Raw genomic sequence first — 295 nt, 5'->3', positions numbered from 1 at the left:
ATTGCGGCTTAGCGTTAAGTACATTATCGACGTTATTAATGCCAATCCTGGATTGCCTCATATCTCAAGAAGTAACTATTACTATCAGACCCATAAGCCAGATAAGGATTCTGGTAACCAGAAGCTGATGGATAGAATCAAAGAGATCTATTATGAACACAGCCAGCGCTATGGGTACCGGCGAATCTATGGACAACTTCGCCGTGAAGGCTATGAGATCAATCATAAGAAGGTGCAGAGGCTCATGCAAAAGATGGGTTTATTCGGCATCTCAATCCGCAAGAGACGTAAATAC

The 295-nt window shown here is 42.7% G+C and carries 1 protein-coding gene; it reads left to right on the top strand.

Annotation, left to right across the window (positions count from 1 at the left end):
* On the top strand, positions 1-295 hold a 295-nt coding region (locus tag ACLUXO_RS10355), incomplete at both ends, for an IS3 family transposase (protein WP_412137463.1).

It is taken from the genome of Lactobacillus delbrueckii subsp. bulgaricus, assembly GCF_046938665.1.
Taxonomy (GTDB): Bacteria; Bacillota; Bacilli; order Lactobacillales; family Lactobacillaceae; genus Lactobacillus; species Lactobacillus delbrueckii_C.
Note: the sequence above shows the minus strand (reverse complement) of the source record. Positions and strands in the feature narration are given on the sequence as shown.